23 protein-coding genes are annotated in these 26,324 nt (G+C 65.9%); 21 read left to right on the plus strand and 2 right to left on the minus strand.

The window, feature by feature from the left end:
• The first annotated feature begins 8 nt into the window (after positions 1-8).
• From HRJ34_RS17190 to terL, 21 genes are all read left to right on the plus strand, one after another.
• Positions 9-2,063, plus strand: a complete 2,055-nt coding sequence (locus HRJ34_RS17190) for a hydantoinase/oxoprolinase family protein (protein WP_208631929.1) — start codon at positions 9-11, stop codon at positions 2,061-2,063.
• A gap of 2 nt (positions 2,064-2,065) precedes the next feature.
• Entirely contained in the window at positions 2,066-3,832 is a 1,767-nt protein-coding gene (locus tag HRJ34_RS17195) for a hydantoinase B/oxoprolinase family protein (RefSeq protein ID WP_208631930.1), read from the plus strand.
• Positions 3,829-4,581, plus strand: a complete 753-nt coding sequence (locus tag HRJ34_RS17200; protein ID WP_208631931.1) for an SDR family oxidoreductase — start codon at positions 3,829-3,831, stop codon at positions 4,579-4,581. Before HRJ34_RS17195 ends, HRJ34_RS17200 begins: the two co-directional genes overlap by 4 nt.
• A 4-nt stretch (positions 4,582-4,585) precedes the next feature.
• Positions 4,586-5,023 (plus strand): acyl-CoA thioesterase, encoded by a 438-nt coding sequence (locus HRJ34_RS17205; RefSeq protein WP_208631932.1) that lies wholly within the window; start codon positions 4,586-4,588, stop codon positions 5,021-5,023.
• Positions 5,024-5,082: 59 nt separating this feature from the next.
• A complete protein-coding gene (locus HRJ34_RS17210) occupies positions 5,083-5,892 on the plus strand; it encodes a glutathione S-transferase family protein (RefSeq protein ID WP_208631933.1) in 810 nt (269 codons plus the stop codon).
• A gap of 718 nt (positions 5,893-6,610) precedes the next feature.
• On the plus strand, positions 6,611-6,763 hold the full coding sequence (locus HRJ34_RS17215; RefSeq protein ID WP_162470408.1) for a hypothetical protein: 153 nt from the start codon (positions 6,611-6,613) through the stop codon (positions 6,761-6,763).
• Positions 6,764-7,239: 476 nt separating this feature from the next.
• The gene (locus tag HRJ34_RS17220) at positions 7,240-9,795 is read left to right on the plus strand and encodes a TonB-dependent receptor (protein WP_208631934.1); all 2,556 of its coding nucleotides are present in this window, start codon (positions 7,240-7,242) and stop codon (positions 9,793-9,795) included.
• A 52-nt stretch (positions 9,796-9,847) separates the two neighbouring features.
• Positions 9,848-10,378, plus strand: a complete 531-nt coding sequence (locus HRJ34_RS17225; protein ID WP_208631935.1) for a cupin domain-containing protein — start codon at positions 9,848-9,850, stop codon at positions 10,376-10,378.
• 1 nt (position 10,379) lies between these two features.
• A complete protein-coding gene (locus HRJ34_RS17230) occupies positions 10,380-11,555 on the plus strand; it encodes a cytochrome P450 (protein ID WP_012049224.1) in 1,176 nt (391 codons plus the stop codon).
• Positions 11,556-11,581: 26 nt separating this feature from the next.
• Positions 11,582-12,667, plus strand: a complete 1,086-nt coding sequence (locus tag HRJ34_RS17235; protein WP_208631936.1) for an aromatic ring-hydroxylating dioxygenase subunit alpha — start codon at positions 11,582-11,584, stop codon at positions 12,665-12,667.
• A gap of 56 nt (positions 12,668-12,723) precedes the next feature.
• Positions 12,724-13,413 (plus strand): GntR family transcriptional regulator, encoded by a 690-nt coding sequence (locus tag HRJ34_RS17240; RefSeq protein ID WP_016746916.1) that lies wholly within the window; start codon positions 12,724-12,726, stop codon positions 13,411-13,413.
• Positions 13,414-13,691: 278 nt separating this feature from the next.
• Complete coding sequence (locus tag HRJ34_RS17245; RefSeq protein WP_208631937.1) at positions 13,692-14,540, plus strand: fumarylacetoacetate hydrolase family protein; 849 nt, start codon at positions 13,692-13,694, stop codon at positions 14,538-14,540.
• A 42-nt stretch (positions 14,541-14,582) separates the two neighbouring features.
• Positions 14,583-15,467: an alpha/beta hydrolase gene (locus HRJ34_RS17250; RefSeq protein WP_226948832.1), complete on the plus strand. Its 885-nt coding sequence runs from the start codon at positions 14,583-14,585 to the stop codon at positions 15,465-15,467.
• Between the two features lie 3 nt (positions 15,468-15,470).
• Complete coding sequence (locus HRJ34_RS17255; protein ID WP_208631938.1) at positions 15,471-16,517, plus strand: Ldh family oxidoreductase; 1,047 nt, start codon at positions 15,471-15,473, stop codon at positions 16,515-16,517.
• 55 nt (positions 16,518-16,572) lie between these two features.
• Positions 16,573-17,115, plus strand: coding sequence for a VOC family protein (locus HRJ34_RS17260; RefSeq protein ID WP_012049218.1), 543 nt, complete (start codon positions 16,573-16,575; stop codon positions 17,113-17,115).
• 23 nt (positions 17,116-17,138) lie between these two features.
• On the plus strand, positions 17,139-18,260 hold the full coding sequence (locus tag HRJ34_RS17265) for an alcohol dehydrogenase catalytic domain-containing protein (RefSeq protein ID WP_208631939.1): 1,122 nt from the start codon (positions 17,139-17,141) through the stop codon (positions 18,258-18,260).
• Positions 18,257-19,693 (plus strand): aldehyde dehydrogenase family protein, encoded by a 1,437-nt coding sequence (locus HRJ34_RS17270; RefSeq protein WP_208631940.1) that lies wholly within the window; start codon positions 18,257-18,259, stop codon positions 19,691-19,693. Before HRJ34_RS17265 ends, HRJ34_RS17270 begins: the two co-directional genes overlap by 4 nt.
• Before the next feature lie 43 nt (positions 19,694-19,736).
• Complete coding sequence (locus tag HRJ34_RS17275; protein ID WP_016746922.1) at positions 19,737-20,114, plus strand: nuclear transport factor 2 family protein; 378 nt, start codon at positions 19,737-19,739, stop codon at positions 20,112-20,114.
• Between the two features lie 852 nt (positions 20,115-20,966).
• Positions 20,967-22,400: a DNA modification methylase gene (locus tag HRJ34_RS17280; RefSeq protein WP_208631941.1), complete on the plus strand. Its 1,434-nt coding sequence runs from the start codon at positions 20,967-20,969 to the stop codon at positions 22,398-22,400.
• 27 nt (positions 22,401-22,427) lie between these two features.
• Positions 22,428-23,132, plus strand: coding sequence for a DUF5681 domain-containing protein (locus tag HRJ34_RS17285; protein ID WP_208631942.1), 705 nt, complete (start codon positions 22,428-22,430; stop codon positions 23,130-23,132).
• Between the two features lie 2 nt (positions 23,133-23,134).
• Complete coding sequence (gene terL / locus HRJ34_RS17290) at positions 23,135-24,610, plus strand: phage terminase large subunit (RefSeq protein ID WP_208631943.1); 1,476 nt, start codon at positions 23,135-23,137, stop codon at positions 24,608-24,610.
• Here the strand turns inward: terL and HRJ34_RS17295 are convergent.
• Both HRJ34_RS17295 and HRJ34_RS17300 read right to left on the minus strand, forming a co-directional pair.
• Positions 24,604-25,002 (minus strand): hypothetical protein, encoded by a 399-nt coding sequence (locus HRJ34_RS17295; RefSeq protein WP_208631944.1) that lies wholly within the window; start codon positions 25,000-25,002, stop codon positions 24,604-24,606. The two genes, terL and HRJ34_RS17295, sit on opposite strands and share 7 nt — an antisense overlap.
• Positions 24,999-26,204, minus strand: coding sequence for a PDDEXK family nuclease (locus HRJ34_RS17300; RefSeq protein ID WP_208631945.1), 1,206 nt, complete (start codon positions 26,202-26,204; stop codon positions 24,999-25,001). The genes HRJ34_RS17295 and HRJ34_RS17300 overlap by 4 nt, the downstream gene beginning before the upstream one ends.
• Between the last annotated feature and the right edge of the window lie 120 nt (positions 26,205-26,324).

The raw sequence follows: 26,324 nt of genomic DNA on the forward strand, positions 1-26,324 counted from the left end.
GAGCCTTCATGCGTTTTGCGACTGATACCGGCGGCACTTTCACCGATCTCGTCGTCGAGGACGACGACGGGTCGATCACGCTGCACAAGGCGCCGACCGTCCCGTCCGATCCCGTGTCCGGCGTGCTCGACGCGCTGGGCGTCGCGGCCGAGGCGCGCGGCCTTTCGCTGGCCGAGCTGCTCGGCCGGTCGGACAGCTTCATCCATGGCACCACCCATGCGATCAACGCGATCATCACCGGCAATGCCGCGAAGACGGCACTGATCGTCACGGCGGGCCATCGCGACATATTGCTGTTCCGGGAAGGCGGCCGCACCGAGCCGTTCAACCACACCATCCCCTATCCCAAGCCCTATGTGCCGCGCGCGCTGACCTTCGAGGCGCGGGAACGGGTGCTGGCCGACGGCCGGGTCGTCACGCCGCTCGACGAGGCCGCGCTGGTCGACACGCTCCACCGGATTCGCGCCGCCGGGGTGGAGGCGGTCGCGGTCGCCCTGCTGTGGTCGACCCTGCACCCGGCGCACGAGCTGCGGATCGGCGCGCTGATCGAGCAGCATCTGCCCGGTATGCCCTATACGCTGTCGCATTCGGTGAACGCGACGCTGCGCGAATTCCGCCGGGCGTCGTCCGCCGCGATCGACGCGTCGCTGAAGCCGCTGATGACGCGCTACCTGGGCGGGCTGACCCGACGGCTGGCCGACGCCGGCTTCTCGGGCAAGGTGATGGTGCTGACCAGCGCCGGCGGCATGGTCGAGGCGTCCGAGGTGGCGGCGGCGCCGATCCGGGTGATCAACAGCGGCCCGTCGATGGCGCCGGTCGCCGGCAGCCATTATGCCGAGCGCGAGGGCGGCTGGCGCACCGCCATCGTCGCCGATACCGGCGGCACCACCTACGACATCAGCCTGGTCAGCAACGGCCGCATCCCGATGACGCGCGACCTGTGGATCGGCCAGCCCTATCGCGGCCACCTCGCCGGCTATCCCTCGGTCGACGTCAAGAGCGTCGGCGCGGGGGGCGGCAGCATCGCGCGCGTCGACAGCGCCGGCCTGCTCCATGTCGGCCCCGAGAGCGCCGGATCGACGCCCGGCCCGGCCTGCTATGCGCGCGGCGGCGCGCGGCCGACCGTGACCGATGCCTGCGTGGCGCTGGGCTATGTCGATCCGGACTTCTTCCTGGGCGGCAAGATGAAGCTGGACGGGCTGGCGGCGTGCCGGGCGATCGCGGAAGGCGTCGCCGGCCCGCTGGGCGTCGGCATCGAGGCGGCGGCGTGGAGCATCCTCGATCTCGCCACCGAGAACATGGTCCAGGCCATCCAGGAACTGACCGTCAACCAGGGCATCGACCCGGCCGAGGCGGTGCTGATCGGCGGCGGCGGGGCAGCCGGCCTCAACTCGGTGTTCATCGCCCGGCGCCTCGGCTGCAAGCGGCTGCTGATCCCCGAGACGGGCGCGGCGATGAGCGCGGCCGGCGCGATGATGTCGGATATCGCGACCGAGTTCGCGGCCACCGCCTACAGCTCGACCGCGGCGTTCGACGCGGCGCGGGTCAACGCCGCGCTCGACCGGCTGGGCGAGCAGTGCCGCGCCTTCGCCGACCGCGCCGGGCTCCCCGCCACCGTCGAATATATCGCCGAGGCGCGCTATGAAGGCCAGGCATGGGACATCGACGTGCCGCTGCCGGGCAGCCGCTTCGTCGAGGCCAGCGACGTCGACGCCTTCCGCGCCGCCTTCGACGCGATGCACGAGCAGATCTTCACCATCCGCGACGACGCTTCGGCGGTCGAGCTGGTCGGCCTGCGCGCGCGGGTCCGCTGCCGCGCGCGGGGCGACGGCGCCTTTCGCCTGCGGGCCGAAGCCGGGGCCGGCCAGGCGGCGGCGTCGCGGCCGGTCTATTTCGACGGCTTCGGCTGTCTCGACACGCCGGTGCTGCGCTGGGACGCGATCCCCGCGGATCGCGATTTCGCGGGGCCGGCGCTGATCGAATCCCCCTTCACCACCGTCGTCATCGATCCGCCGGCCCGTTTCCGCCGGTCGTCCGATGGCGCGCTTCTGATCGAGGCCTGACGATGACCGGCAATATCCCCTTCAACGGCGCGGCGATGGCGGTCCTGCGCAGCCGGCTCGACGGCATCGTGCGCAAGATGTCGAACACGCTGCTCCGCACCGGCCGGTCCGGCGTGCTGAACCGCGCGCGCGACTTCTCCTGCTGCCTGCTGACCCGCGACGGCGAGCTGCTGACCGCCGCCGACAGCCTGCCCATCCACGTCCTGTCGGGGCCGGACCTGATGGCGCGATCCGTCGCGCACTTCCATCCCGACATGCGCGCGGGCGACGCCTTCCTGCACAATTCGCCCTATCATGGCTGCTCGCACCCCGCCGACCTGAGCATCATCGCGCCGGTGATGGATGAGCAGGGCGTCCACCGCTTCACCGTGCTCGCCAAGGCGCACCAGGCCGATATCGGCAACTCGCAGCCCACCACCTACATGGCCGACGCGCGCGACGTCTATCATGAGGGCGCGCTGATCTTCCCGGCCGTGCAGGTGCAGCGCGACGGGCGCGACATCGCCGACATCATCCGCATGTGCGAGACCCGCATCCGCGTTCCGCACCAGTGGCGGGGCGACTATCTCTCCACCGTCGGCGCCGTCCGCATCGGCGAGAAGGCGCTGACCGAACTGGCCCGCGAGATCGGCTGGGACCGGCTCGACCAGTTCGCCGACCAATGGTTCGACTATTCGGAGGCGCGGATGGCCGAGGTGCTGGCCGCGCTGCCCAGGGGCGTGGTGACGGGCTTCAGCACGCACGATCCCTTTCCCGGCCTCCCCGCCGAGGGCCTGCGCATCCAGGCGGAGGTGACCGTCGATCCCGAGGCGGGCCGCGTCGCGGTCGACCTGCGCGACAATCCGGATTGCCTGCCCTGCGGCATGAACCTCTCCGAGGCCTGCGCGCGCACCGCGGCGATGATCGGCGTCTTCAACAGCATCGATCACAGCGTCCCGAAGAACGCCGGCTCGTTTCGCCGGATCGAGGTGCAGCTGCGCGAGGGCTGCATCGCCGGCATCCCGGTGCATCCCTTCTCCTGCTCGGCCGCCACCACCAACATCGCCGACCGGGTGGCCAACAGCGTGCAGACCGCGCTCGCCGGCCTGGGCGAAGGGATCGGCATGGCGGAGGTGGGATCGGTCATCGCCCCGTCGGCCGGCGTCATCTCCGGCATCGATCCGCGCAACGGCAAGGCGTTCGTCAACCAGGTGTTCCTGGCGATGAGCGGCGGCGCGGCGAGCCCGTCGAGCGACGCCTGGTGGACGATCGGCCATGTCGGCAATGCTGGACTGTGCTGTGTCGACGGCGTCGAGCTCGCCGAACTCTACCAGCCGATCATGGTCCATGGCCGCGCCTTCGTGGCCGACAGCGAGGGCGCGGGCCGCACCACCGGCGCCCCGTCGACGATCGTCGAGTTCGGGCCGGTCGGCGGCGCGATCGACATCGGCTATCTGTCCGACGGGCATGTCAACGCGCCGATCGGCGTGCGCGGCGGCGGCGCGGGCGGCGGCGCCGACCAATATCTCATCCGGATCGACGGCAGCCGCGAGAAGCTCGACGCCTGCGCGCAGGTCCGCCTCGAGGACGGGCAGCGGATCCTCGCCATTTCCTGCGGCGGCGGCGGTTATGGACCGCCGGCCAGTCGCCCGCCCGAGCTGGTGGCGAACGACGTCGCCGCCGGCCTCATCACCACGGCGCGCGCGCGCGCCGTCTATGGCGTCGTCGTCGGCGCCGACGGCCTGCTCGACGAGGCGGCGACGCTGGCCGCCCGGCAGGTGGCGGCATGAGCGCCCGTCACGTCCTCGTCACCGCCGGCGCGTCCGGCATCGGCCATGCGATCGCCGGGCTGTTCCTGCAGCGCGGCGATCGCGTGACGGTCTGCGACGTCGACGACGCGGCGCTCCAACGCGCGTCGGAGGCGCTGCCGGGCCTCGCCGCGATCCGCGCCGACGTCGCCGATCCGGCCGCCGTCGAACGGCTGGTCGCGCAATCGGGGCCGGTCGACATACTCGTCAACAATGCGGGCGTGGCGGGCCCGATCGGCGGCGTCGAGGACAATGACCCCGACGATTGGGCACGCTGCTTCGCGGTCAACGTCCACGGCGCCTTCCACATGATCCGGGCGGTGGTCCCGGCGATGCGCGTGGCCGGCGGCGGGTGCATCGTCAACATCTCGACCGCTTCGACCGTCACCGGCCTGCCGGGGCGTTCGGCCTATGTGGCTTCGAAATGGGCGCTCGAAGGGCTGACCAGGAATGTGGCGCGCGAGCTGGGGCCGGCCAATATCCGCGTCAACGCGATCCGACCCGGCTTCATGGACACCGAACGGATGCGCGGCCTGATCGCTCGGGCGGCCGAGGCCAGCGGCCGATCGGTCGAGACGGTGGAGGCGGAGGCGCTCGGCTTCATCTCGATGCGCACCAAGATCCAGCCGGCGGAGATCGGCGAAATGGCGTTCTTCCTTGCATCCGATGCGGCCCGCCACATCACCGGCCAGATCATCGGTGTCGATGGCAACGCCGAATGGGAGGGGTGAGCCGATGACGGATCATGCCGTCATCGATTGCGGCTTCGCCGTTGCCCATCCCTGGCTGTGCGACGCGATGGGCCATCTCAGCACGCGCCACTATCTCGGCATGTTCGACGATGCCAGCTACCAGGTGTTCGCGACGCTCGGCTACGATCCGGTGGCCGCCGCCGCCGAGGGCTGGGGCTGGGCCGATGTGCGGCACGAGATCGATTATCGGCATGAGGTGCGCCCGGGGGCGGTGTTGCGCATCACCGGGCGGATCTCGGCGCTTGGCCGCAGCTCGATCGCCGCGCGGTTCGCGCTGATCGACCGGGCCGGCGATCGGCTCTGCGCCGAACTCGAGGCGCGCACGGTCTGTTTCGACCTGCGCGCGCGCAGGGCCCGGCCGGTCCCGCCGGCGATCGCCGCTCGTGTCGGCCAGCTCTTCGGACTGGCGCCCCCAGCATAGGGTCGCGCCGCACTGCTACCCCAGGACGTCGACCTGTTCCGAAAGAGGTGGGACTATATATGCCGGAAATCGCCACGACCCGCGACGACATCCGTGACCTTGCCGGTCTCCATCTCTGGCATGCCGGCCTGTCCAACTGTTCGCAGCGCGTCAGGCTCGTCCTGGAGGAGAAGGGGCTGGCCTGGACCAGCCATCTGGTCGACCTCCTCAACTTCGAGCATGCCACGCCCGAATATCAGGCGATCCATCCCAAGGGGCTGGTCCCGGCCCTGGTCCATGACGGCCGGACGATCATCGATTCGAACGACATCATCGAGCATCTCGACAGGGCATTCCCCGCGATCCGCCTGTCGAGAAGCCGCGACCGCAGGTGGCTCGACCTGGCCGACGGCTGCCAGTCCGCCCTGCGAACCATCTCGCACGAGATTCTGCTGAAGGAGGTTCGCATATTGGATGCGGCCAGGCTCGAGGACTTCGGCCGGAAGCATCGCAACCGCGACTTCCACGAATTCCTCCATCGCTTCGCCACGACGGGGTTCGACGACGAGGCGCTGACCGGCTGTGCCAGGGTCCTGTCGTCCGCGCTCGACCAGATCGAACGGCAGTTGCGCGAGACGCGCTTCCTTGCCGGCGACGACATCGCTCTCGACGACTTTTCATGGGCGACGAATATTCATCGCTTGCGGCTGATGGACTGGCCGCTGGCGGCGCATCCGCGCACCAGCGACTGGTATTTCGAGATCGAGGCGCGGGACAGCTTCAAGGCGGCGGTGGTCGCCTTCGAGGAAAATGTGCCGGCGCCCAGCGCAAGAGCGCGCGGGCGATTGGAGAATGTCCTCCACTCCATAGGCCTGCAATCACCGGGTTGATAGATTTCCCGGCCTCGGGACTTGTCGCTCCCGCCAATGCCGCCGCCCTTCGGACCTGCAATGGCGACGTTTGATGAAGACCCGTATTTCCGAACAGTCCGGACTTTCCCCGGTCCGTGACGGAGGAGTCGGCAATAGGTCGAACATGAACGAAGGACCGCTTGGGCCATTGCGGGATTACCATGGAGTCTGCTGAGAAATCTCCATCCGTAATAAGACCATCCTGCGGTCGGTTTTTTGTCAGCCGAAGACGGCCGCGGGATAAGGCCAGGATCAGGAGAGGATCAGAGACTGGACTGACCTCAGGGTCCTCGACACGCGGCCGCAAACCAAACGGAACAGCGCCATTTTCGGCCCATCCCCGAAGGGAAAGTCAAACAATCACAATTATTTTTGACTTGGTGGTGCGCGACGCAGTCTGGAGCGAACTGGTCTGCCGCGACAATTCCCTGTTATGAAAAAAACTGGAGGCGGATTGCCGCATAAGAAGCTCTCTCAACCCCAATTTGGAGCAGATTTCCGCGATTTCTTATTTTTCCCTGGGACACCTCCCTTGCATTTAACAGGGAACTTATTGAGCTATTAACAGGGAATATCAGGACCATGAACAGGGAATGCCACGATCACAAACAGGGATCGCCGCCGTAGATTCTCCCGTTCGACATTCGGCCGAAGCCAAGTCCCACACCCGGTCACCAAGGTGTTCGGCCGGATCGGCTTGGGTACCACCCTCGGCTATGCCGACGTCGCGATCGTCCGCTGGCAGCAAATGACGGGCAAGCAGGCGGTCCGTGCCGAGAGTGACAAGATCTTCGAGGAGGTCGGCCTGGAGCGGTCGAACCCCGACAGCACCCTTGAGGCCACCGAGTAGCCCGCCGGCCGTCGAGTCGGCTGTAACCGCCCTTCAGCATCGTGATCATTAGCGGCGGCGGAGCATGGGAGCGCCGCCGCCTTGGTCATGATCGGCAGGGGCGATCGAAGATGGTGAGGTAGCCCAGACGCATCAGCGAGACCGCCAGGCCGACGATCGCCCAGACCAGCCGCAGGAGGCCGACCGCGGCCATGATGGCCGAAACGAGCCCGCCGAAATCCGGATGGGGGTGACCACGACTCGATGCCGGAACGCGAAATCTACGAAGCGTCAGCCCACGGCGGACATCAATTCATTTTCGAAATGTTTGTCCATATCGTTTGGATAGACATACCCCATCCTTCTTATATTCATTTAATGAATTGAAATATAATGATATTTCCTCTAGCCACTTCCTCTTGAGAGGATTTACGAAATAATTTTGAATCAACGAAAATATGTGTAGAAGGAGTGCAACAAAAGGACGGGGAGAGGATATGATCAACCGGAAGATCCGTTTGCTGCTGGCCTGTTCCGCAGCGGCCATTTTTGCGCCCGGCGTGGCTGCGCAGAACGCCGAAGCCGATGCGGTGGGTGGCGGCTCCGGCCTGGACGAAATCGTCGTCACCGCGCAGAAGCGCGCGGAAAATGTTCAGGATGTGCCGATCGCTATCGCCGCGTTCGGCGGCGAGGCCATCCAGCAGCGCGGCATCTCCGACGTGTCCCAGCTCAGCTCGATCACGCCGAGCGTGGTGCTCGACGCCGGCACGCCCTTCGCCGGCTCGGGCGCGGCGCTGGGCGCGACGATCCGCGGCATTGGCCAGAACGATTTCGCGGTCAATGTCGATCCGGGCGTGGGCGTCTATCTCGACGGCATCTATCTCGCCCGGACGGTCGGCGCCAACGTCGCCCTGCCCGACGTCGAGCGGGTCGAGGTGCTGAAGGGGCCGCAAGGCACCCTGTTCGGCCGCAACACGATCGGCGGCGCGATCAACATCGTCACCCATGAGCCGGGCGATGAGTTCCGCTTCAAGGGCTCGGTGACGACCGGCCGCTTCGAGCGTCTCGACGTCGCCGGCACGGCGGACATTCCGCTGTCGGAGACGCTGAAGTCGTCGATCACCTTCGCCAGCAACCATCGCGACGGCTTCGTCAAGCGCGTGCCCTACACCCAGGCGGGTCCCTATGTGCAGGAACCGAACACGCTGTACCGCGAGGTCGGCTACGACAGCTCCAGCCGCGAAGGTGGCGTCGGCGACTGGTCGCTACGCGGCAAGCTGAAATGGGAGGCGTCCTCCAGCCTCAAGGTCACCGTCACCGGCGACTATTACAAGCAGAACACCTCCGGCCTGCCGAACATCGTCCTCGACGTGCTCGACGATTATCCGGGCGACTTCGCGGGGCCGGGCGCGCCGTTGGTGCCGGGTTCGGCGCTGACCCCGGGCACGGGCTACAACTTCGCCGGCCTCTATAATTTCTGCATCAATTCGACTCCGGCCCAGATCATGGGGCGCAACGCGCAGTCGATCTGCGGCCCGCGCGGCAACGAGCTCAATCCCTCGACGATCCTGCCGGCGCTGGGCAGCGCAAATGTTGATGCCGATCCGAGCAACAACCGGCTGCCCTATGACGATCGCTGGGTCAGCACGAACTGGAACCGCAGCTACGCCACCGGCAACAGCTTCGCGCGGTCCAAGACCTGGGGCTTCTCCGGCGCGCTGGACTGGAGCCTGTCGCCCGACATCACGCTGCGGTCGATCACCGGCTATCGCGAGATGGAATGGGCGTCGGGCTTCGACGGCGACAATTCGCCGATCAACTTCCTCCATGTCTCGAACTCGGCCAAGCAGCATCAGTTCAGCCAGGAATTCCAGCTCGTAGGCGACACCGACAAGCTGGGCGGCAAGCTCAACTATGTGCTCGGCGCCTATTATTTCAGCGAGAAGGGGAGCGAGGACGGCTTCGTCACGATCGGGACCGGGCTCCTCCAGATCGAAGGGCCGATCGACGTCAAGAACCGGAACGTCTCCTTCTTCGGCCAGCTCGACTGGCGGGTGAGCGACCTGCTGGGGTTCACGCTGGGCGGGCGCTATACGTCGGAGAAGAAGGCGTTCGACGCGCGGCAGACCGACTATGCCGGGTTCAGCTATGACCTGTTCAACTGTCCGGTGACGGTGGCGATCTGCCCCGGCATCCTCGGTTTCCCCGATCCGAACGATCCGCTGCGGGTCTATCCGCCCAACACGCCGGACCGCAAATTCCACAATTTCTCCCCGAAATTCGGCGTGCAGCTCCATCCCGACGACGATGTGATGGTCTATGGTTCCTACACCATGGGCTATAAGGTCGGCGGCTGGAGCACCCGGTTGCAGAATCCCACCGCGACCGCGCCGACCTTCGACGACGAGAAGGCGAAGACGCTCGAGCTCGGCTTGAAGTCGACGCTGCTCGACCGGCGGCTGCGGTTCAACGCCGCAGTGTTCAGGACGATCTACGACAATATCCAGCTCCTCTTCCAGCGCGGCACCAACCCGCTGATCGAGAATGCCGGCAAGGCCACGATCAAGGGCGCCGAGGCCGACCTGACCGCATCGATCAACGACTATCTGAGCCTGACGATGTCGGCCGGCTATCTCGACGCCAAGCTGACCGAGGTGATCGGCCCGACCGGCCCCGACAGCGTCCAGCTCGGCACGAGCGTCGGCGCGCGGCTGCCGAAGGTGCCGAAGTTCACCTTCAACCTCTCGCCGCGCGTCACCTTGCCGGTCGGCGCGGGCGACGCGAAGCTGGTCTTCCAAGGCGACTATACCCACACCTCCTCGATGTGGAACGATGCCCAGCGGACCTTCCTGCTCAAGCGTCCGACCACCGACGTCTTCAACGCCAGCCTGACTTTCCGGAGCGGCGGCAACTGGTCGGTGACGCTCGGCGGGACCAATTTGAGCAACGAGCGCTATGTCGTGAACGGCGTTGCCCAGAAGGCCGGCGGTCTGGTCTATGGTTCGCCAAATCGTCCGCGCGAATGGTACGCCCGGCTGGGCGTGGAATTCTAAACGACAGGATCGGGGGAGGACATCGCCTCTCCCGATCGCGGGAGGGGCTGATATGCGTCGCGTGATCACTGGCGTGGTGGACGGCAAGTCGGTTTTCCTGGCCGATGGCGAGCCGGCCAACGCGCACGAATATGCGGGATGGCCGGGCCACCTGACGTCGGTCGTCTGGGCCACCGCCGCGCCCGCCGCGCTGCCCGTCACCCGCGACGCGGAGCCGCAGCCTGGAATCCGCGTGACGCCCGGGCCCGGCGAGACCCGGCTGATGGTCGTCCGTTTCCCGCCCGACACGATCTTCGCCGATCCGCGCTTCGACGGGCCCGGCTATGGCGCGGAAGCGGCCAGGCACCTGCCCGGCCTGATCGACGCGTTCGAACCCGACGGCAGCGGTTTCCACACCACGCGCTCGATCGATTATGACGTCGTGCTCGACGGTGAGATCTGGCTCGAGCTCGATGACGGCGCCGAGACCCGGCTGGGCCAGGGCGACATCGTCGTCCAGGGGGGGACGCGCCACGCCTGGCGCAACCGCAGCGATCGCGACGCGGTGATGCTGTTCGTCCTGGTCGGCGCGGGAGGCGCCTGACATGGCGGCGCAGGCGGCCTCGATCGACATCGACCTGTTCGACGCGGAGACCCGCGACGATCCCTATGCCGCCTATCGCCGCCTGCGCGACGCGGGGCCGGTCTGCCATATCGAGCGGCACGGCCTCTACGCGATGGGCCGCTATCGGGACCTGCGCGACGCGCTGACCAACTGGACCGATTTCAGCTCGGGCAGCGGCGTCGCGATGAACGACCTGATGAACCGGCTGATGGCCGGCACGGTGCTCGCCAGCGATCCCCCCCAGCATAAGCGCCTCCGCCAGATCCTCGGCATGCCGATCGGCCCCGCCAGGCTGGGCAAGCTCCGGCCGCACATGCGCGGCCTGGCGATGGAGCGGGTCCGCGAACTCAAGGGCGGGGGTCGGTTCGACGCGATGCGCCGGCTCGCCATGCTTCTGCCGCTCAGCGTCGTTTCCGACCTCGTCGGCCTGCCCGAGGAAGGGCGCGAACGCATGCTCGACTGGGCGGCGGCGGCGTTCAACGGCATGGCGCCCGCCGGCGTCCCGCTCAGCGACGGCGCCTTCCCGGTGATGAAGGAGATGGTCGACTATATCACCGACCCCGACCTGATCGGCAAGCTCCGCCCCGACGGATGGGCCGCGCAGCTCTGGTCCAGTGTCGCGGACGGGACCCTGACCGAGGAGGAATATCGCTCGATCATCCAGGGCTATGTCTCGCCGTCGCTCGACACGACGATCTTCGCGGTCGGCAATCTGCTGTGGCTGCTCGCGACGCACCCCGATCAATGGCGCGCGCTGAAGGCGACGCCGGCGCTGCAGGCGCGGTGCATCAACGAGAGCCTGCGCCATGAAAGCCCGGCGCTGGGCTTCTCGCGGCTGGCGAAGCGCGACCTGGTGATCGACGGCGTCGCGGTCCCGGCCGGCGCGCGGATCATGACGGTGCTGCCCGCGGCCAACCGCGACGAGCGCCATTATGCCGATCCCGAGCGCTTCGACATCCAGCGCGATGCGAGCGACCATCTCGCTTTCGGCGGCGGGGTCCATCGCTGCATCGGCGGCAGCCTGGCGATGCTCGAGATCGGCGCGGTGCTGGAGGCGCTGGTCGAACTCGTCGATCATATCGAACCGGGCGATGGCCGGCGCGCGGACAATGCCGTGCTGCGCGGCTTCGACCATCTTGAAATCAGTCTGCATTGAACAGGGCCGAACGGCGGAGAGAGATCATGTTTCCCAGGAATTGCTGGTATGTCGCTGCGATGAGCCACGAGATCGCGCCGGGCGCGGTGATCTCGCGCATGATCTGCGACGTGCCGATGGCGATCTTCCGCTCGCTCGGCGGGGCAGCGAGCATCCTGCTCGACCGCTGCCCGCACCGCCTCTACCCGCTGTCGGAAGGAACCGTCGAAGCGCATGGCCTGCGCTGCGCCTATCATGGCCTGGTGTTCGCCGGCGACGGCGGCTGCCGCGAGATTCCGAGCCAATCCGAAATTCCGGCCAACGCCTGTGTGACCGCCTATCCGGCGCGCGAGAGCCACGGCCTGATCTGGGTCTGGCCGGGCGACGCGGCGCTGGCGGCCTCGACGCCGTTGCCGGCGTTCGAAACGGGGGAGGGCTATCTCGCGGGCCTCGATTTCAGCTGCCTCGATCCGTCGAACCTCTGGGGGGTGGCCGGGCCGCACGTCATTCATCTCGACGCGAACTACATGCTCGCCGTCGACAATCTGCTCGACCTGACCCACACCGCCTTCGTCCACGCCAAGACGTTCGACAATGCCGGCGTGCTGGACTCCACACGGACGGTGAAGGCGACCGGCGATCAGCAACTGATCGACTTCTTCGCGTTCAAGAACAGCATGTCGGCGCCGCTGCGCAACGGCTATATCCTCGACGAGGGCGTGCCGCTGTTCGACAATTATCTCGAAACCTACTGGCAGGCGCCGGGCGTCATGATCCTTGTCCATGGCGCGGTGCCCGAAGGCGGCGACCGCGAACGGGACGGGGCGATCGTGCTCAACACCAATATCCTGACCCCGGCGACCGAGAGGAGCTGCCACTATTTCTGGGCGCAGTCGGTCTATCGCAATCGCGGGGACGGCAAGGTGCGCGACCTGTGGGAGATCATGACCAAGGCCGCCTTCGCCGAGGACGAACATACGCTGCAGCGACAGCAGGCCAATCTGGAACGGTTCGGCGCCAGCGCGCTCGCCGACGATGTCTCGCTGATCCTCAAGGCCGACAAGGCGATCGTTCTGGCGCGTCGCATGGTTAGCCGTATGGTGCGGGGGGAAGAAGCTGCTAAAGCGGCCTGAACTGGTCGCCCCGCGCGACGGAGAATGAGGTTCGCATGCCCGTTGATCATCCGACAGTGCTGCGATCCCATACGCTCTGGGGCGGGACCCTGGGCACCGACGTGCTGCGCCGATTGCGCGAGGATATCATCAGCTGTGTGCTGAAACCCGGCGAGAAGCTGCGCTTCGAAACGTTGCGTTCGCTCTACGGCGTCAGCTATTCGACGCTGCGCGAGGCGCTGTCGCGCCTGTCGGCGGAAGGCCTGGTGATGTCCGAGGGGCAACGCGGCTTCTTCGTCGCGCCGGTCACAGAGGAAGACCTGCTCGACATCACCGATGCGCGCGTGGTGCTCGAACGCGAATGCATCCGCCGCTCGCTCGAAAACGGCAATGCGGATTGGGAGGCGGGGATCATCGCCGCCTTCCACAGGCTCGATCGCCTCGAACAGTCGATGGGCGAGGAATTGCGCACCACGCCGGATTGGGACCTGCTGCACATGCAGTTCCACGACGCGCTCGTCGCCGCGGCCGGATCGCCGACCCTCGCCGAACTGCGGCACCTGCTGTTCGAACGCGCGCGCCGTTACCGGCGCATGTCGGCGCTCGTCCGCAAGCAGCCGCGGCAGAAATCGAACGAGCATCGCGTGATGATGGAGGCCGTGCTCGGCGGCGACAAGGAACTGGCGATGGAACTCACCGAGCGCCACATCCGCGAGGTCGCCCAGAATCTCCTCCGCAACGTTTTCCGGCGGACCGACGGGGAATGACGCCCACGGCATGACGCGCGGCTTCGCCGTGCGATGCCGTTCCCATCGTCAGACGGGGCGCGCCGGTCATGTCATGGCTTTGGCCTGCATGATTTCGCCAGCCCTATGATTTTCGAAAAACCCGAAGCTTCGCTTGGAATGTAAGATATTCCGAGATTTTCATGATCATACTGGCCTAAAATTTTCGAAATCAATATTGTATTTTCGAAAAAAATGGCTACGACCGATTATCGGAACGGAGAGGATGCCGTTTCGATCGTCGACGGGGGTGGGCCGGCATGCGCCTGGTGAGTTGCGAAATCGATGGCGAGCCCGCTTATGGCCTGCTGGTCGGCGACCGCATCGCCCGGCTCGACGCATCGCCCGGCGCCGCGCCCGACCTGAAATCCTTCATCGCGGCGGCTCATGCGGCGGGCTGGCCGCCGATGGCGGCGGAGGCCGATATCCCGCTCGATCAGGTGCGGCTGCTGCCGCCCATCCCCAATCCCGACAAGGTGCTCTGCGTCGCGACGAATTTTCGCGAGCCGGCGCGCGAAGGGAAGCCCGAGCCCGAATATCCGCTGGTCTTCACGCGCTTCGCCAATTCCTTCACCGGCCATGGGCAGCCACTGGTCAAGCCGGATCGCAGCGAGGCCTATGATTTCGAAGGCGAGCTGGCGGTGGTGATCGGCAAGGGCGGTCATCGGATTCCCGCCAGCGAGGCGATGGCGCATGTGGGCGGCTATTGCTGCCTCAACGACGGCAGCGTCCGCGACTGGCAGAAGCATTCGACCCAGTTCACGCCGGGGAAGAATTTCCACCGGAGCGGCAGCTTCGGCCCCTGGATCGTCACGGCGGACGAGATACCCGATCCGACGGTGCTGGCGCTGCAGACCCGCGTCAACGGCGTGGTCAAGCAACGCATCGGCATCGATCGGATGATCTTCGACATCCCCTGGCTGATCGCCTATTTCTCGACCTTCACGCCGCTGGTGCCCGGCGACGTCATCGCCACCGGCACGCCTTCGGGCTTCGGCTCGTCGCGGACGCCGCCCGAATATCTCTCGATCGGCGACGCGATCGAGGTCGAGATCGGCGGCATCGGCATTTTGCGCAACATCGTCGGGGGAGAGACCGCGGCCGGCTGAACGGCCGGGCCGATCGATCCCCGGTCCATATCCAAGCGGAGGGTGGCCTTGCAGGAGAATATCACGTTCGAATCCGACGGGCTGAAGCTGTCGGGCGTCATCCATGTGCCGGACGGCCATAAGGGCGAGCCGTTGCCGGCGTTCATCGTCTGCCACGGTTTCGTCGGTTCCAAGGACGAGAGCCACGCGCAGATCCAGGCCGAGATGATGGAGCAGTTCGGCTATGTCGCCCTGCGCTTCGATTTCCGGAGCTGCGGCGAAAGCGAAGGCGAGCGCGCCCAGGTGCGCTGCTTCGACCAGGTCGCGGACGCCAAGAACGCGGTGACCTGGCTGGCGAAGCGGCCCGAGGTCGATCCGAAGCGGATCGGGATTACCGGCCACAGCTTCGGCGCGGCGGTCTCGGTCTATACTGCGGGCGTCGACGATCGCATCGCCTGCTGCCTGTCGTCGTGCGGCTGGGGCGACGGCGAGCGCAAGTTCCGCGGCCAGCACCCGACCCGCGAATCCTGGGACAGGTTCATCGGCATCCTCGAGGAAGGGCGGGCGCACAAGCAGGCGACGGGGGAGAGCCTCTGGATGTCGCGCTTCGATGCGGTGCCGATCCCGGAGGCGTTGCGGAAGAACCTGTCGCCCAAGGCGATCATGGAGATCCCGACCGAAACCGCCTGGTCGATGATGAACTTCCGGGCCGACGACGTCGTCGCGAACATCGCGCCGCGCCCGTTGCTGCTGTTCCACACCGCCAACGACATCATCACCCCGACGATCGAGTCGGTCCGCATGTTCGAGAAGGCCGGCCAGCCGACCGAGCTGATGCTGATCGACACCACGGCGCATTTTCCGCTGGCGCCGGCCGACGCGCCGCGCACCAGGATGATGATGAAGGGCTGGCTCGACAAATTCTTCCCCTCTCCGTTGGCGGGGTGATCCATGGCCGATATCGCGACCATCGCGGCGGACGAACTGAGGCGCTATTCGGCGGACCTGCTGGACAAGGCTGGCTTCGGGGAAGCCGAGGCGCGGGAGATGGCGGACCTTCTGGTATGGGCGAACCAGCGCGGCGTCGACTCCCACGGCGTCCTTCGCATCCCCCGCTATGTCGAGATGCTCGAGACCGGTCTCGTCCGCGCCGACTTCGCCTTTCGTGACGTCAGCCGGACCGGCGCGGTCTGCGTGCTCGACGCGGGCAAGGCGCCGGGCGCGACGGCGATGAACCGCGCCGTCGGGGAAGCGGCGACGCTCGCCGCGCGCTTCGGCATCGGCTGGTGCGCGGTGCGCGATACCTCGCACGCCGGGGCGATCGGCTATTTCGTGCAGCAATTGGCGGAACGCGGGCTGGTCGGGCTGGCGATGACGGCGTCGAAGCCGCTGATGAGCTATTTCGGCGCGAAGGGGGAGGCGCTGTCCACCAATCCGCTGGCGATCGGCGTGCCGGTGCCCGATGGCGGCCGGCCGGTGATCCTCGACATGTCGATGGCCGCCGTGGCACTGGGCAAGATCATGGCGGCGAAGGACGCCGGGCGTCCGATTCCGATCGGCTGGGGCGTGGATGCGCAAGGCGCCGACACCACCGATCCGCACGCGGTCGCAGCGGTGCTGCCGATGGCCGGGGCGAAGGGAAGCGGCCTGTCGCTGATGATCGAGATATTGTGCAGCCTGCTCCCCGGTAACCCGAGCATTGCGCCGGCGCTGGCCGGCGGCGACCCGGGCGGGTTCAACGGTGTGGTCCTGGCGATCGATCCGGCGGCGTTCGGCGACCGCGACGGCTTCCTCGCACAGGTCGGGGTGCTGGTCGACGCGATCCATCGGCTGGAGCCGGTGCCGGGCGTCTCGCGGGTGCTGCTCCCCGGCGAGCGCGGACATGAGACCAAGGAGGCGCGCGGGGCGGGAGGCATCCCGGTCGCTGCCGGCACCGTCAAGCGCCTCGGCGAACTGGCCGCCAGACTGGGCGTGTCCGTGCCCGCCGCTTTTCAATGACCAATGCCGGCCGGTCCAAAGATCGGCCACGACAGGATTCGGGAGACGCTATCACATGCCGGCGATCAGACCTTCCCTCGCCCATCTGGGCATATTCGTTTCCGACCTCGACCGGATGGAGCGCTTCTATGCGGACGTGTTCGGACTGGTCGTCACCGATCGCGGCGTGGGCGCCGTCTTCAAGAACCGGCTCGTCTTCATGAGCGGCTCGGCGGACCAGCATCACCAGGTGGTGCTGTCGACCGGGCGACAGGCGGACGCGCCCAGCACGATCATGCAGCTCTCCTTCAAGGTGGCGTCGCTCGCCGAGCTGCGCGACGTCCAGGCACGGGCGGCGGCGCATGGGGCGACCGAGATGATCGGCCTGAACCATGGCAATGCCTGGTCGATCTATTTCTATGATCCCGAGATGAACCGCATCGAGATCTACCTGGATACCGATTTCCATACGCCCCAGCCCTGCGCCGATCCGCTGGACCTCGCGAAGAGCGACGAGGAGATAGTGGCGGAGACCAGGGCGCTGGTCGAGGCGCGGCCCGGCGGCATGGATCGCCGGAAATATGTCGAGGCGATGCAGGGCGTGCTCGCCCGGAACTGACGCGAAAAAGGAGAGGAAGCTTTATGGTCCCGTCGAAGATGCGCGCGGCCCGCATGTATGACGTCGGCGCGCCGATGGTCATCGAGGAGGTCGACACGCCCAAGCCCGAGGCGCTCGACGTCGTCGTCAAGGTGCATGCCTGCGGGATCGTGCCCAATCTGGGCAATGTCCTCAAGAACTGGTCGACCTGGTTCCCGCAGCTTCCGCTTCCCCGGCTGCCCGCGACCTTCGGCCTCGATCCGGCGGGGGTGATCGTCGAGGTCGGCCGCCATGTCACCGGCTTGAAGGTCGGCGATCGGGTGTACGTCAATCCTGGCCGCTCGTGCGGAACGTGCCGTTCGTGCCGGGCCAACAATCCCACCGGCTGCAACTCGATGATCCTGCAGGGCTATTTCGGCTATTCGCCGACCGCGCAGGACATGTTCGACCGCTATCCGTTCGGCGGTTTCTGCGAATATATGCTGGCGCCGGCCAATGGCTGCGTGCTCCTGCCCGACAACGTCACCTTCCAGCAGGCGGCACGGCTCGGCTATACCGGAACCGGCTATTCGGCGCTGCGCAAGGGCAAGGCCGGGCCGAACGTCACGACGCTGATCCATGGCGCGACGGGCACGCTGGGCCTGCCCACCGTGATGTGTGCGCTGGCGATGGGCGTCACGCGCATCCTGGCGGTGGCGCGCAATCGCGACCTGCTGGAGGAGGTGCGTAGCCTGGCGCCGCGGCGCATCTTCACCCATTCGACCCTCGACGGCCCCGTCCGCGACTGGGCGATCGCGATGACCGAGGGCGAGGGCGTCGATCTGGCGATCGACTGCGTCGGGCCGGGCGGCACCGCCGATCAGATGCGGGACCTGCTCCGCTCGCTCGGCCGGACCGGGCTCCTCGTCAATGTCGGCGCGGTGGCGGAACCGGTGGCGATGAACGTCCACAAGATGATGGACTGGAACCAGGGCTTCCAGGGATCGGTCTGGTTCACCACCCCCGAAGGGCAGGATATGGCGGAGATGATCCGCGCCGGCACACTCGACATGGGCATCTTCGACCAGCAGGCCTATCCGCTCGACCGGATCAACGACGTGCTGGCCGGGATCGAGAATCGCCATGGCGGCTTCTCCAACTTCACCGTCGTCCCCAATCCCGAATGAGCAGGCTGCTGCCCCATCGCATCGGCGGCGAGCGGATCGCGGGCCCGGCGGCGGCCGAGCGTCGCAACCCGTCCGACCTGTCCGATCTGGTCGCGACGACGCCGGAGGGCGACGCCGCGCTGATCGACCGGGCGATCGCGGCCGCGGCGGCCGCCCAGCCGGGCTGGGCCGCGCGCTCGCCCGAGGCGCGGGGCGACATCCTCGACCGGGCCGCCGCGTTGCTGATCGAGCGAGCCGACGACCTGGGCGTCCTGCTCGCGCGCGAGGAAGGCAAGACCTGTGCCGAGGGCCGGGCGGAGGTGGTGCGCGCCGCGCGGATCTTCCGCTATTTCGGCGGCGAGGCGCTGCGGCTGCACGGCCGCAGCCTGGCGTCGGTGCGCCCGGGGCTGGAGGTGTCGACCCGGCAGGAGCCGCTGGGCGTGGTCGGGCTGATCACGCCGTGGAACTTCCCGATCGCCATTCCGGCCTGGAAGACGGCGCCCGCGCTGGCGTTCGGCAATGCCGTCGTCCTGAAGCCAGCCGGCATCACGCCGGCCATCATTTCCGCCATGGCCGACGCGCTCGAGGATGCCGGCCTGCCGCCGGGCCTGTTCAACCTGGTCTTCGCGCCGGGCAACGTCGCCGGCCGGCTGATCGAGGATTCGCGCGTGGCGGCGTTGTCCTTCACTGGCTCGACCGGGGTGGGACGGCGGCTGGCGGTCGCCGCCGCCGAGCATGGCAAGCGCGTCCAGCTCGAAATGGGCGGCAAGAATCCGCTGGTGGTGCTCGACGACGCCGATCTCGATCGCGCCGTCGCCATCGCCCTCGACGGCGCCTTCTTCGGCAGCGGCCAGCGCTGCACGGCGTCGAGCCGCCTGATCGTCACCGACGGAATCCACGACCGCTTCGTGGCGGCGCTGACCGAAGCGGCGGCGAAGCTGCGCGTCGGCCATGCGCTCGACCCCGATACGCAGATCGGCCCGGTGGCGAGCGAGGAGCAGCGCGACACGATCGAGGCCTATCTGTCGATCGCCGTCAAGCAGGGCGGCCGCATCGCCTGCGGCGGGGAGCGGCTGCGCCGACCGACCGAGGGCTATTTCCTCGCGCCGGCACTGATCACCGGCACCACGGCCGAGATGCGGGTGAACCGGGAGGAGATTTTCGGCCCCGTCGCCAGCGTCGTGCGGGTGGCCGATTTCGACGAGGCGCTTGCGGTGGCGAACGGCAGCGCGTTCGGGCTCTCGGCCGGCATCGTCACCACCTCGCTTGCTCATGCCGGCGCGTTCAGGGCAAGGGCGCAGGCGGGGATGGTGATGGTCAACGCGCCCACCGCCGGCGTCGATTATCATGTGCCCTTCGGCGGCACCAAGGCGAGCAGCATGGGACCGCGCGAGCAGGGCTTCGCCGCCCAGGACTTCTACACCCGGACCAAGACGGCCTACGTGAACGCGTGAGCGGCGTCTTCGCGATCCCCTTCAAGGCATGAGGAACGACCCGATGGCACAGGATTTCGCGGCGCAGGCGCTGGCCATGGAGGATCGCCGCTTCCGGGCGATGGCGGCCAGCGATATGGCCGAGCTGGACGCGGTGCTGGCCGACGACCTCCACTACACCCATGCCAATGGCATGGTGGAGGACAAGGCGGAGTTCCTCCGCAAGATCACCAGCGGCGAACGGGATTATCGCGCCGTCGGCCTGATCGGCCGGACGATATCGTCGCAGCCCGGCTTCACCGCCATATTCGGCCAGATCGACGTCGAGGTCATGCGCACCACCGGCCTGCTGCTCAACCGGCTCGACTACACCGCGATCTACCGCGACGGCGATCCGCGTCTGTTTGCCTGGTCGGCAGTGAAGACGCTCGGCCGAGAATGAAAGCTCGAACAGGACCTTCGAGGAGCCCGGCATCGAGCAATCGAGCAAAGCCCCAGACGTTGAAGCGGCAGAATAGTCCACCAGCCACCACGCCAGGTGCACAACCGACATGATCCCACGATCGGTCGGGGCGATCAAAGATGAAGAGATAGCCCAGCCGAACCAGCGAGATCACCGGGCCGCCCATCACCCAGACCAGCCGCGCGAGATAAGCAGCTCAGCGTCTCTCGACCCAACGCTGTCCGCCGCGTCCCCAAAACCCCGCGGAACTGCGCGAGAATGAAGAGTCCCGCCGAAGCGGAAACTCTTTGACTCAGCGATTTCAGACTGGGTGGTGCGCGACGCAGTCCGGAGCGATCCGGTCTCAGGCTTTCTTTCCCTGTTATTGACCGATTTACACGGAAGACAGCTTGAAAAAACACGGAAGAAGCAATTTTCTAGGTCTCCGAAAGGCTGAAAACTGGGCGCTCGCAGAAGTTTTCCCTGGAAGGCGGAACAGGGAAGCGCTTCCGCTAGATCAAGGGAATTCGCCGCTTCCGGCGGGCTTTTACAGGCAAGCCGCGATCCCTGCCCTCGCGTGACATTTGCCGTGCAACCCGTCGGCGCCGGCAACGTAACGAGTTTATCGTCCGTTAAGGTCGCCTGTGATAAGAGTTCGTCCGACGGCGTTCTTCGGAACGATCCGTGGGGCGAGCAATCGCCCTATTAAACTGAGCAGCACGACGGTGACCGTCCGGGTCACCCGACGCAGCACGAATCGACAACCATCCGCGAGAGCGGAGGTGTCGGTGCGTGGCTGCGATGTCGTGCACCTGCCTCTGCTCTCACGGACCGAATGAAGGAACGTGAGTGATGAGTACGAAGAACCGCAGGAAACAGGCCCCGGCCGTACCGGCGCCCTATCGTGATAATTCGGCACGCGAGATGCTGGGAGACCTCCACTGGGCGGAGATCGACCAGCTCAAGATCCCACAGACCTATGCCCGCAAGCGTGATGCTCGGACCGATGCGATGATCGAGGGCGCCATCGAAGCCTATGAGGTCCTGGTTCCCGCCATCGTGAACGACGAGGGATATATCCTCGATGGTGTTGCCCGCATCCAGGCGGCCAAACGATTGGGTTTCCAGAAGCACCCCGTCTTCCGTGTGAAGCATCTGACCGGGGCGCTGGGCACTGCGTTCAGCATCGCGGTCAACAAGATCCAGGCGCGGGCCGGTTGGGACAAAGAGCAGTTGTTCGCCAATATCGACCAGATTCTGCTCGAGCAGCCGCATTTGTCCGTCGAAAATCTGGGTTTCACCATCGGAGAGGTCGATGCGTTGCGCGTCGAGGTTGCCGGGATGGCGACGGATAAGCCCGACCCCGCCGATATCGTGCCGGAAAGGAAGATGCCGATTTCCCGGCTTGGCGATGTCTGGCTGCTGGGACCGCACCGCCTGTTGTGCGGATCCTCGCTCGAAGCGGCCTCCTGGTACCGCCTGATGGCCGGCGCCATCGCTGCAATGATGTTCAGCGATCCGCCGTATAATGTCCCCATTCCGGGGCACGTATCAGGTCTGGGGAAGGTCAGGCATGACAATTTCCAGATGGCCAGCGGGGAGCTCGACACCCAGGGCTTCATACATTTTCTCGAGCAATTTCTGAGAGCCGCCACGGCGCATCTAAAAGATGGCGCCATCCTCCAGATCTGCATGGACTGGAAGCATCAATGGGAGCTCCTGTCGGCAACGCGCAATATCGGACTGTCCCAGCTCAATCAATGTATTTGGAACAAGTCAAACGGTGGAATGGGAAGTCTTTATAGATCTAAATATGAAATTATAGGAATATTTAAGAAAGGTAAAGCTCAACATCGAAATTGTGTGGAATTAGGGAGGCACGGAAGACATCGCTGCAATGTCTGGGATTACCCCAGTCCCAATAGCTTCGGGCGCACGCGCATGGATGATCTCGCTGCTCATCCGACCGTCAAGCCGGTGGCGATGGTGGCCGATGCCATTTGCGATGTGAGCATCCCCGGCGAGATCGTCACCGATGCGTTCATGGGCTCGGGTACGACGATCCTCGCCGCCGAGCGGGTCCGGCGCATCGCCTATGGCATCGAGCTGGACCCCGCTTATGTCGACGTCGCTATTCGGCGATACCAGGAGCAGACCGGCCGTGAAGCCGTGCTCGAAGGCAGCGGCCTTGGCTTCGCCGAGGTCGAGCGACAGCGTCTCGCGACACCGGCTGAACCAGCCGCTCCCCGCATCATCCTGCCACCGCCGCGCCCTCGCGCCATCTGACACGCCACCATTCCAAGGATTTTCGCTATGGGTTTTCGCCGTATCACTTCGCCCCAGCAACCCGCCGCGCCGTCTGCCGCAAACGATGCCCGCCCGCCGGTCATCGTCATACCGCCGCCGCGGCAAAGGGCTGTAACTGCAGAACCGCCGCAGGCGGCTGCTCCGATCCCACCCGATCCCGTCCCCGCCGCCATGTCCGAACCGGCGTCGAAGGATTATGCCGTCGGCAAGAACAAGCCGCCCCTCCACACGCGCTGGAAGAAAGGCCAGTCCGGCAATCCCAAGGGCCGCCCGAAAGGCTCGCGCAATTACGACACCAGGGCGCTCGCCTTCTTCGAGGAAAAGGTGCCGATCAGGACGCCGACCGGCGAGGAGATGATGGACACCGTCCAGCTCGCGCTGAACAAGCTGCGCGAGAAGGTGGGCAAGGGCGACATGAAGGCGATCGACCGCACGCTCGACGAGAGCCGCCGGTTGATGCCTTCCCCGCCCATCGCCGCGGCAGCCACCGATGTGGCAGCCCAGCTTAGCCCCGCTGAGCAACAAATCCTGGCCAGCCTGCTCGAAAGCCAGGGACTGACGCCCATGGTCATCGGCAAACCCCAGTTCGTCGAATCCGATGTCGCCGAAGCGAAAGCCGAGGCGGCCGAGGGCGCAGAGCTGCAGGACGGCATCGACGATGCCGAGGACGATTATGATGACGATGACGATTGCGACGAGTGGGAGGACTGACCATGAATAATCTTAGCCCCGTCCTTGCAGCGGCCTTGCTCCAGGAGTCGTGCCGCCGCTCGCTCTATCACGCCCACCTGCTGTTCTTCGAGATTCTGAACGGCTTTACCCTCAAGCCGGCGCCCTATATCGAAGCAATCTGCTTCCGCTATGAGCGCCTGCTGCGCGGCGAGACGAGCAGGCTGATCAACACCATGCCGCCCCGCATGGGCAAATCGGAGTTGACGGCGTCATTGGTGGCCTTTGCCCTGGGTCATGATCCGACACTCAAGTTCATGCTGGTAAGCTATGGCCTGGAGCTCTCCGCGGCGAACCTCGACAAGGTGCGCACCATCATGCGAGATCGGCGCTACCAGGCGATCTTTCCCAATGCGAAGATCAAGCCGGGCAAGAACAGGCGCCATCATTTCGAGACGACGGCCGGCGGCGAGGTCCGAGCGATCTCGACGGGGGGTGTGGTCACCGGGTTCGGCACGCACTTTCTCATTATCGACGACCTGTTGAAAGCCGATGAGGCGCTGACGGCTGCAGGACGCGAGGCCGCGATCCGTTTCTACAAGAACAGCCTGTTGTCCCGTTTCAACGATCCGGCCTCGGCCCGGATCGTCCTGGTCGGCCAGCGGCTGCATGAGAATGACATTGTCGGCCATGTAAAGGGCCTCGGTGTCCGCTGGGACCACATCAACCTGCCGGCGATCGCGGAGCAGGACGAGATCATCCCCTTGGGCCGCGGCAGGATATGGACGCGCAGGAAAGGCGATCTGCTCCACCCCGAGCATATGCCCCGTTGGGTGCTGGACGAGAAATTGCTGGAGTTCGGCCCCCGCTACTTTGCTGCGCAATATCAACAGAATCCGACGGTTTCCGAGAGCTGTCTCATCAACCTCGACTGGTTCGGCCAATATGAGAAGGTCCGGAACCGCACCTATTATCACAAGGTGGTGCAAAGTGTGGATCCGGCGATCACCGACGGCGCCAATTCTGATTATTCGGTCGGGATGACCTGGGGGTATCGAGAGGGCAATTGGTATCTCCTCGACCTCTTCCGCGTGAAGGTGAACTTCCCGGCATTGCGCGAGCTGGTCATCGCTTGGCACCGCCAATGGAGAGCCGATGCTCTGATCATCGAAGGGGTATCGATCGGGCATGCGCTATGGGCAGAGATGAAGCGTGCGGAATTGCCGGGGCTGATCCTCTGCCCCACGCCCAAGGGCTCGAAATTCGAGCGTCTAGCGGGATGCACGGCACGGCTGGCGAGCGGGAAATATCATCTGCCAGTCTCAGCCCCTTGGCTTGCCGATTTGCGCCATGAACTGATGGCTTTTCCGGAAGGCCGGCACGACGACCAGGTCGATGCACTCACCCAATTCCTGGAGTTCGTCTTTGACAGACCCAGTTGGGTCCGAGCGACCTATGGGCCGGATGGACGTCGGAACGATCCGATCATTCGCAAGTCGCGCATTCAGCGCGGCTATTGAGGGAGGCCATCCAAAGGGAAGGGCAGGCCCTGCGGATAGCTTTCCGCAAAAGGCCGGAACTGGCACCTGGGATCGAGCGACAACAGCTCGAACCAGGGGCCGCCTTGGCCGTGCTGCGCGATGAGATCGAGCCAAGGTTGTGGCTGCTCGAACCGTTGATGGAGTAGCCGATGACAACGCCGGCAAACGGGATAGGGTTCGAGCGGCCGGTCATAACGCTCATCATGGAACCAGACGGCGTCGTCGGCCCGCCGGTCGCGATTGCCCATGCAACCGCAGATCGAGCAATGCGTCGGGCGCTGGAGCTGGCCTGACTTCACCGCCTCGCGCTGGATCGGCAGCGTGGCCAGCCGCTCCTCAGGGCTCCAACCATTATACCATCCAATCGTCATGCAGCGCCGCTGCCCAGCAGCCGCGGCCGCAGGCTATTGACGAACTGGTTGGCCGTGGCGGCAAACCAGCGGCGCTGCTCTTCCTCGGTTGCCGCGTCATTCCATGGCAATGGCGAGGAACGGGTGATCTTCAAGACCGGGACATCACCATCGGCCCAGGTGGGCGCCTCACCGATGGTTGCCATGAACTCCGCGTCAATCGCTTCGCGCTCGGCCAAGAGCTCGGACCAGCGGGCAATACCCTCGGATCCTGCGAAGCGGACCTGGGCGCCGATCTTCTGCTCGGAGGCACTGCGATAGAGATTGACGTAGAGACCATCGGGAAGCGGCACCCGGATCCAGCCATTGCCGCCCGAGCGCGGTGGCAGCTGTCCGGGATCATCGAAACGGACCTGGGCCACGAACCGGTCGACGAAGCCGCGCCAGGCCGCAAAGCTCTCCGAGGGCGCCGAGGCTGTCGTGCCGGATGGCGTGGGCGCGGCCTGCTCGACCGGCTCGATGACCACGCCCGGCACCTCCTGGCGAATGACATGGCGCTCGATGACTGCCGTCCTGGCCAGAAGCCTCGGCTGCATGATCCGACGCTCGCTGCCGGTCACAGGATCGACGAAGCGATATTCGGCCATCTCGACGAGGCCGAAGTCGAAGGCGAGGCCCGCCTGCGCCTGGAGATACTCTCCGATGCGTTGGGTGCCTTCGGTGATACCGTCGCCGGCGATGAGCAGCAGGAAGCGGCCATGGCGTAGATCGCGCGAGACCCGGTCAACGAAGTCCGCTTCGCTCAAGGACGAGCCTGCTGCCTTGGCCAGTTCGTAGAGGGCATTGCCGGGCCGCTCCAGGCGCGACGACACCACCCGCTGGAGATCGTCATAGGAGTAGCGCGCCAGTTCGCGGGCATAGTCGAGGATCTGTCCCACCACCTCGCGCCGCGCTTGTGGATTGCGCCATAGCTTACATTCCACGAGGATCAGCCGACCATGCTCGCTGATCAGGAAGACGTCGACGAAGCCGGCCCCGGGCAAATGCAGCTCGCGGGTGACCGCGACGACGCGACCGATCTCGGGTTCCAGCTCGCGGACCGGCAGCAGTTCGGGATGCTCGAAGATCAAATCCCGCAAGGGATGCTCCTGGGTTGCGGTACCCTGCGGCTGACGGTCGATGACCTGACCTGGTCTGCTCTCGTCCAAAAGGATGAAGGTCATGGGCGTCCTACCGCCTCGGCGACAACGCCCCCTCGAATATCGCATCGCGACGGTGGTTTCGATCCGGTCATATGACGGTCCCCCTTGCTCAGGTGACGCCTCGTCACCCATGTCCCCCGC

This window comes from Rhizorhabdus wittichii, from assembly GCF_017607425.1.
GTDB classification, from domain to species: domain Bacteria; phylum Pseudomonadota; class Alphaproteobacteria; order Sphingomonadales; family Sphingomonadaceae; genus Rhizorhabdus; species Rhizorhabdus wittichii.